Genomic DNA, 7,824 nt, shown 5'->3' with positions numbered 1-7,824 from the left:
CGACCCTATCCATCAAATGCCGGGACTAAACACTTAGAACAGGTTGCCGAAAACCGCTCGCACTTTTCGGCACCATGCTTTATCGGAAAGCCACTTCCAGGTGCTGCCGGTCCTGCGCGATCACCCGGCAATTCGTTTCGAATCCTTCTCCCTTGATGGCGAGAATGAATTCCGAGGGAATGCCCGTCGTATTGGAAACTGAAATCCCGGCGCTCTCGGAACCGATGGACTTTACGGTGCAGTCGATGGTCGAGCGCCGGTCGTTGAACAATATCGAGCCCGCCTTCAGCACCCGCCGCCGAGCGCCGATCGCGTTATCGGCGTGGATAGAGCTCCACGACACGCACTGGTTCCGTCCGTCACGTTTGGCCTGATACATCGCCGCGTCCGCCTGAGCGAGCAGCGTCTCTATGTCCTTGCTGACGATGGAAAGCGCCGACGTTCCAAGGCTGGCCGTCACGTGCAGGGAACCGTGATCGCCGAAAACCGGCTGGGAGGCGATGGCGGCTCTGAGCTTTTCTGCGACCGCAACCGAACCTTCCCGATCGACATGCGGCAGGACGACGGCGAATTCCTCGCCTCCGATGCGGCCGAAGAGATCGCCGACGCGAAGCGTTGCCTTGCAGATCGACGCAACCGCCTTGAGAACCGCGTCCCCCGCGGCATGTCCATGCGTATCGTTGACCCGCTTGAAGTGGTCGATATCGAAGACGATGCATGACAGGTCGTGCTGATGCCGCAGCGCAAGCGAAATCAGCTGATCGGCCTCCTGCTTGAAGGCACGCCGGGTCATCGCCTCCGTCAGGCTGTCGGTGGCGGCAGACTGCATGAGCTCGATGCGGTCCATCGCCGCTCCCGCCAGTTCCTCGAGAATGGCAAGGTCTCTATTGCCGAACGATCGCGGCCTGCGGTCGATCGCGCATACCGTTCCGATCATATGCCCGGCCTTCGTCCGCAAGGGAACGCCGGCATAGAAGCGGATATGATCCGCGCCGGTCACCGAAGGATGTCGCGCAAAGCGTGAATCCTTGGTTGCATCCTGCACGATGACTGGTTCATCACAGTCCACCACGCAGCGGCAGAACGTGTCATCGAGCGCCACCTCGTCGGCTGACAGGCCGGAACAGGCCTTGTACCATTGCCGATGCCCGTCGATCAGGGAGACGATGCCGATGTCGATGGCGAAGATCTGCTTTATCAGGCGTACGATCCGCTCGAAGCCTTCGTCCCTCGGCGTGTCGAGGAGATCGAGCTGCTGCAGCGCAGCCAGCCGCTCGTTTTCGCGCTGGATGGCTTCCGACGACGACTTTCCGAATACGCGTGCGACCACCATGCAGCATGCCTCCTGACAGCGTTAACATGATGGGTTCCACAAATTTGTGAAGAAATTGAATACGATGGCGGCCCCGGACTGCATCGGCCTCAAATTTTTCAGGCTTCACAACCCTCGATATCGAAGCGGAGACGGCCTAGGAGCCATCTCAGATTGAGCGCAGCGTCCAGGTGACCATTTCGGAAGCAACCGCGGAGAAGGCGCGGTCGAGGCCCTTGACGAAGCCGTCATTGTCGCCGCCGGCCGGCGACGTCGCGCGGAACACCTTCTGGGCGCGCACCGCGCCGTTGCGGTCGTTGAGGATCTTCGCGGATATTTCGACCACCGCCTGGTTGCCGTTCGAGGCGTCGATCTCGAAGGCGCGGATATCGGTGACGACCTGGTAGTCGATCGCCAGCCCCTGCCCCGGTATGCCGACCCCGCCGAGCTTGCCGGAATTCTCGAAAGCTTCGAGCAGCTTGGATTGCACCATGCGCGGCAGCTTGTCGCCCCACTGCGCCCGCGACAGATACTGGATTTCCGACGGCGACACGCGGATGACGATCTGCTCGCTGTCGAGCGCCCTCAGCGCCGTCGGGCCGGCGATCAGGATCTGGCGGGATTTGGCCGCCGGGCCGTCGCCGCTGACGGAAGCGGAAAGATCATAGGTATCGTTCTTGGCCGACGTGCCGCACCCGGAAAGGATCAGCGCCGTGAGCGGCAGCGCGATCACCGTTCCCCTGATCCATGAACGGCGCGACAACAGATGCGATGCGACCATAAGCTACCCCTGACTTCCCTGTTAACGCCGCGTCCGGCCGTCATATTGCTTGACCGTGTCCCCACCGAAGATCAGGCGTTGCGGATTGCGGTCGAAGTTGGTGATCGTATCGTTCAGATTGTTCACGGTGCCGCGCATGTCGTTGACGAGCGTCTGCACGTCGCGCAGACCGCCGCTCGAGAACTTCTGCAGATTGTCGGCGATCGGCCCGATGCGCGCATTCAGGTTGTCGGCGACCTTCTTGAAGGATTCGAGCGTCGCGCGCGCCTCGGTGAACAGCGATTGCGTGTTGTCGGTGCCGAGCAGCGCATCGACCTTGATGAGAATGCCGTCGATGCGGGTCGAGGCCGAATTAAGCTTGTTGGCAAGCTGCGACACATCCTGGATCGTCTGGTCGATATCCTTCTGGCGCGCCGACACCGTGTTGGCGACATCGCGGATCGAGGCGACGGCGGCGCGGGCATCCTTGGTCGCCTGCGAGATGTCGTCGACCGAACCCTTCACCTTCGCCGGATCGATCTGGGCGACGAGCGTATCGACGCGGTCGAGCGTCGCCTGCGCCTGCTTGCCGAAATTGTTGAAGGTCGTGGCCGTCTCGTCGAACTTCTGGATCGCCCCCTTGAGATCGCCGGAAGCATCCGCGACGTTCGCGGTGATCTTCTCGGCATTGGAGACGATATTGTCAATCTTCTGCGCGTCGACCGCCTTGACCAGCGATTCCACAGCTTGAAGCGTCGAATCGACCCGGCCGGAGACGGCCTTCACCGTATTGGAGAGCTCGCCGACGCTCTGCAGGAAGGCGTCGATATTGTCGGAATTCTTCGCCAGCGCGTCCGAGAAGGTCTCGGCATTCTTGAAGGTCTCGGTCAGCGGCCCACGCGAATCCTCGATGAAACCCTGCAGCTCGCCGACCGCGTCGTTGGCGCGATCGAGGATCTTGTCGGCAGTCGCCAGAAGATTGGTGACGCTCGACTGGTCGGCGATGATGACGGCGCGTTTGCCGGTGTCGATCGCATGCTGGAGGATGCTTTCCTCGCCCTTGCGCCCGCCGGACAGCTCGATATAGGCAGCGCCCGTCAGGCCCTGGATTTCAAGCGCGGCCTTGGTGGAGGGATAGATCGGCGCATCCGTGCGCACCTGTGTGAAGGCCAGCGAATATTGCGGATCGTCGGCATCGATCGACAGCGTCTGCACCGAGCCTACCTGGATGCCGTTGAAGCGCACCGGCGAGCCGACGCTGAGGCCGTTGGCCGAGCCCGGAATGCGCACGATCAGCTCGGTCATCGGGCCGCCGCGGCCATATTCGGCCATCCAGTAGACAAAGCCGAAGGCCGCCGCGATCACCAGCACCGTGAAAAAACCGACAATTGTGTAGTTGGCTTTGGTTTCCATCTATCCGGTCACTTCCCGCCGCTGCCGTTGCCGTGCCGCGCGCCACTGTCCTGCGGCACGATTGATCGCGCCCGCTTACCCTTGAAATAGGCCTGCACCCACGGATCGTCATAGGCCAGCATGTCGTCGATCGTGCCTTCCACCATTACCCGCTTCTTTCCAAGCACGGCAATACGGTCGCAGACCGAAAACAGACTATCGAGGTCGTGTGTGACCATATAGACAGTCAATCCCAGACTATCGCGCAGGTTGGCGATCAGTTCGTCGAACTCGGCCGCGCCGATCGGATCGAGGCCCGAAGTCGGCTCGTCGAGGAACACCAGTTCCGGATCGAGCGCCAGCGCGCGGGCGAGTGCTGCGCGCTTGATCATGCCGCCGGATAGTTCGGACGGATATTTGTCGGCGGCATCGGCAGCAAGCCCGACCATGCGGATCTTCAGATGCGCCAGTTCATCCATCAGCGAGCGCGGCAGGTCGAGATATTCGCGCATCGGCACCTGGATATTCTCTTTCACCGTCAGCGACGAGAACAGCGCGCCCTGCTGGAACAGCACGCCGAGCCGCATGTCGAGCGCATTGCGCTGCGGTTCGTCGAGCTCGTCGAAGTCCTGCCCGAGGATCTTGATCGTGCCGGAACGGCGCGGCAGCAGCCGCAGCACCGTGCGCATCAACACCGATTTGCCGGTGCCGGACGCACCGACGAATCCGAGGATTTCGCCGCGATAGATATCGAGGTTCAGATTGTCGAGCACCACTTTCGAACCGAAAGCAACGGTGACGTCGCGCGCCGAGAGCACGATATCCCTGCCCTGTCCTTCGCTTTCGATCGGTTGCTCGTCCACGCTGCCCGCCATACTAGAAATCGATCGCTGCATAAAACATCGCAAAAAGCCCGTCCATCAGGATGACGACGAAAATCGCCTTCACCACGGAGGCCGTCACGTGCTGTCCGAGCGATTCGGCGCTGCCACCGACCTTCAACCCTTCAACGGCGGCGACGATACCGATGACGAGCGCCATGAACGGCGCCTTGATCATGCCCGACAGCACGGTCGACAGCGTCACCGCTTCGTGCAGGCGCGCCAGGAAGTTGGCGAAGGTGATTCCGGAATAGCCCCAGGCGACGACGGCAGCCCCGGCGAGCGAGGCAAAGTTCGCCAGCACGGTCAGAAGCGGCAGCGCAATGGTCAGCGCCACCAGCCTCGGGAAGATCAGCACGCCGATCGGGTTCAGCCCCATGACCTTCAGCGCGTCGATCTCCTCGCGCATCTTCATCGAGCCGATTTCGGCGGTGATCGCACTGCCCGAGCGGCCGGCGATCATGATCGATGTCAGGAGCACGCCGATTTCGCGCAATTGCAGGATGCCGACGAGATCGACGACGAAAACCTCAGCCCCGAAATAGCGCAGCTGGAAGGCGCCCTGCTGGGCGATGATCGCGCCGATCAGAAACGACATCAGCAGGATGATCGGAACCGCGCGCACGCCCATATGGTCGATCTGGTTGACGATCGAGGCCGGCGAAACGCCGCTGCCGCGGCCGAGCTTCATCTGTGCGCCGCGCACCGCCGAGCCGAGGATATACATTGAGGCGGCCAGATTGTCCCAGACGTCGTAGGTCATCTTGCCGATCGGCGCCAGGATGCGCGCGGCGAGCGAGACCTTTTCCTTCTGCTCCGGTTCCGCCTTGGCCGGCTCCTCGGAAAACATCTCCAGCATTTCGTCGATATGCGGATTGGTACCTTCGAAGCGGACAGCGCGCCCGGCCGCTTCCTCTTCCTTTTTCAGCCGGCAGAGCAGCCAGATGCCGGCGGTATCGATGTCGGAAATATTCGAGAGATCGAGCGTCAGATCGCCGGTCTTCTGTCGCCGAAGCTTCTCGAAATCGCGCAGAACGAAATGCACATAGGCGCTGCGCCAGTTGCCGCTGAGACGCACGTGCTGCCCTGAACCATCGGCATGGTCGTCCACTTCAAGCGAGGCGGCGTTGCGATTCTCGGCGTTCAAGATACTTGTGTCTTTCAAGGCTTACGGCGACATTGCCGACTCGCGAAGCGGATCGTTCGCCGACCGGCGACAATATACAGAAGCAACGTCCAATTTCCATGCTCGCAGGATAGCAATAATGCCGCGCACCCTCGATATACAGATGAATTCCTTTCCGATTGCCGGAGCTTTCACCATCTCACGCGGAGCAAAGACCGAGGCCGAGGTCATCACCTGCACCCTCACCGAAGAAGGCGCCACGGGGCACGGCGAATGCGTGCCCTACCGCCGCTACGGCGAGACCATGGAGAGCGTCTTCGCCCAGATCGAGGCCGCGCGCCCGCTTGTTGAAGCCGGCATCTCGCGTGCCGATCTCTTGTCGGCAATGCCGCCGGGTGCGGCGCGCAACGCCGTCGATTGCGCTCTCTGGGATCTCGAAGCAAAACGCACCGGCCAAGCCGTCGCCGCTCGACTCGGCCTCACCGCGCTCAAGCCGCTCACCACCGCCTACACCATCTCGCTCGGCGAGCCGGAGGTGATGGCCGCCCAGGCGCGCGAACACGCCGGCCGCGCTCTGCTCAAGGTCAAGGTCGGAACCGGCGACGATGAAAGCCGCATCCGCGCCGTCCGTGCGGCCGCACCCGATGCCGCCATCATTCTCGACGCCAATGAGGGCTGGCCGGAAGCAGTGCTGGAACGGCACCTGCAGATCGCCGCGGAAGCGGGTGTCGCCCTCGTCGAGCAACCCTTGCCCGCCGGCCAGGATGCGCTGCTTGCCGAAATCCGGCGTCCATTGCTCGTCTGCGCCGACGAAAGCGTTCATCACACCGGCGATCTCGCAAGCCTTGCCGACCGCTATGACGCGATCAACATCAAGCTCGACAAAACAGGCGGCCTGACGGAAGCCCTGGCGATGAAGGCGGAAGCCGAGCGGCTCGGCTTTTCCATTATGATCGGTTGCATGGTCGGCACTTCGCTTGCCATGGCGCCGGCGGTGCTGCTCGCCCAGAATGCCGATTTTGTCGATCTCGACGGTCCGCTGCTGCTCGCCCGCGACCGCGAGCCCGGCCTGCATTATGGCGCTTCCCTGGTCTTTCCACCGGAAAGCACCCTCTGGGGCTGAAGGTAATAGGCGTAGATCACGAGCCCCAGGCCGGAAAGCGCGACGAGCGCCATGACGTAATAGCTGACGAGCCCGAGCCAGGCGTAGAGATAACCCGATGCGATGGTCATCAGCCCCATCGCCATGCCGACATAGAAGAAATAGGCGCCCTGCGCCGATGATTCCTGCGTCTCCTGCACCGTCGCCACGATCCGCCGCTGCACGCCCGTATGCACGAAGGCATAGGTGAAGCCGTGAAAACATTGCAGCAGGAAGAAGCCGGCAAAGCCGGCATTCATCGGAAACAGGATCCATCGGCAGACGCTGACGGCGCAGCCGAAGCGGATCAGCGTCCAGGCGTTGAAGCGGCGGTTGAGACGCTTCGACAGGAAGAATACCGTCACCTCGGACGCCACGCCGGCACTCCAGAGCAGGCCGACCTCAGTGCCGGAAAAGCCGAGCTGATGCCAGTAGATCGAGGAAAAGGCGTTGAGCACCGCATGGCTCGACTGCTGGATGGCGACGCCGATCAGGAGCAGTAGCAGATGCGGCTCGCGCAAGCCGCTGCCGGTGGCGGCCGGGAGATCGATCGGCTGGCCGCGCCGGCGCGTCGGTCCGATACGCGGACAGAAGATCGCCATCACGACGGTCATGGTGAAACCGAACACCATGACGACGAGCACCATCCCGCCGCCCCAGCGGCCAATCAGCTGGCCGCCGACCAGGGTCGAGACGATGAAGGCGACCGAGCCCCACACGCGCATCGACCCATAGTCGAGACCCCAGCGGCGCACGCCGGAGATGACGATCGATTCGACCACCGGCACATAGGGCGCGAAAGTGGCGCCCTGCAGCGCGAAGACGATCGTCACCGGCCAGAAGCTGGTCGTCCAGTAAAGCGCGATCGCCGTCAGCAGCGACAGGGAGCCGGACCAGAGGAGCACGTCGGCGCGCTCCTTCAGGCGGTCGGCGATCATCGCGACCACGGGCGCCACCAGCACGCGGACGACCATCGGTATGGCAAGGATGATGCCGATCTCATGATCGCTGAAACTGTGGGTTTCGAGCCATATGGGGAAGAACGGCAGGACGACGCCGTTGACCAGCAGCGGCGCGCAATAGGAAAGCGCGCTGAGCAGCCGGAAGCGCGGCGGCGCTCCCTCACCCGGGAGATGTTGAGCGGGAATCATGGGTGGACCTGAAGGAAACTGGTTGTTGTCCTAACACACCACCCTGGAGGCGACTATTGCG

Annotated in this window: 7 protein-coding genes; 1 reads left to right on the top strand and 6 read right to left on the bottom strand. The window is 62.4% G+C overall.

What is annotated here, in order from left to right; all coding sequences use genetic code 11:
- Window positions 1–79 precede the first annotated feature (79 nt).
- From CO670_RS28430 to CO670_RS28410, 5 genes are all read right to left on the bottom strand, one after another.
- Entirely contained in the window at window positions 80–1,333 is a 1,254-nt protein-coding gene (locus tag CO670_RS28430) for a sensor domain-containing diguanylate cyclase (RefSeq protein WP_097593329.1), read from the bottom strand.
- 148 nt (window positions 1,334–1,481) lie between these two features.
- Window positions 1,482–2,093, bottom strand: a complete 612-nt coding sequence (locus CO670_RS28425; protein WP_097593328.1) for an ABC-type transport auxiliary lipoprotein family protein — start codon at window positions 2,091–2,093, stop codon at window positions 1,482–1,484.
- Between the two features lie 21 nt (window positions 2,094–2,114).
- Window positions 2,115–3,485, bottom strand: coding sequence for an MlaD family protein (locus tag CO670_RS28420; RefSeq protein WP_097593327.1), 1,371 nt, complete (start codon window positions 3,483–3,485; stop codon window positions 2,115–2,117).
- A gap of 8 nt (window positions 3,486–3,493) precedes the next feature.
- Entirely contained in the window at window positions 3,494–4,339 is an 846-nt protein-coding gene (locus tag CO670_RS28415) for an ABC transporter ATP-binding protein (protein WP_097593325.1), read from the bottom strand.
- 1 nt (window position 4,340) lies between these two features.
- Window positions 4,341–5,510: an MlaE family lipid ABC transporter permease subunit gene (locus CO670_RS28410; protein WP_176539043.1), complete on the bottom strand. Its 1,170-nt coding sequence runs from the start codon at window positions 5,508–5,510 to the stop codon at window positions 4,341–4,343.
- Window positions 5,511–5,610: 100 nt separating this feature from the next.
- On the opposite strand from CO670_RS28410, the gene dgcA reads away from it, so the two are divergent.
- Window positions 5,611–6,594 (top strand): N-acetyl-D-Glu racemase DgcA, encoded by a 984-nt coding sequence (gene dgcA / locus CO670_RS28405; RefSeq protein WP_097593322.1) that lies wholly within the window; start codon window positions 5,611–5,613, stop codon window positions 6,592–6,594.
- On the opposite strand, the gene CO670_RS28400 is transcribed toward dgcA, so the two are convergent.
- Window positions 6,546–7,763 carry an MFS transporter gene (locus CO670_RS28400; RefSeq protein ID WP_097593320.1) on the bottom strand — a complete coding sequence of 406 codons (1,218 nt, stop codon included), beginning with the start codon at window positions 7,761–7,763 and terminating at the stop codon, window positions 6,546–6,548. The two genes, dgcA and CO670_RS28400, sit on opposite strands and share 49 nt — an antisense overlap.
- Window positions 7,764–7,824 lie beyond the last annotated feature (61 nt).

It is taken from the genome of Rhizobium sp. J15 (assembly GCF_002531825.1).
GTDB lineage: Bacteria > Pseudomonadota > Alphaproteobacteria > Rhizobiales > Rhizobiaceae > Rhizobium.
This window is presented reverse-complemented; position numbering and strand designations above follow the sequence as displayed.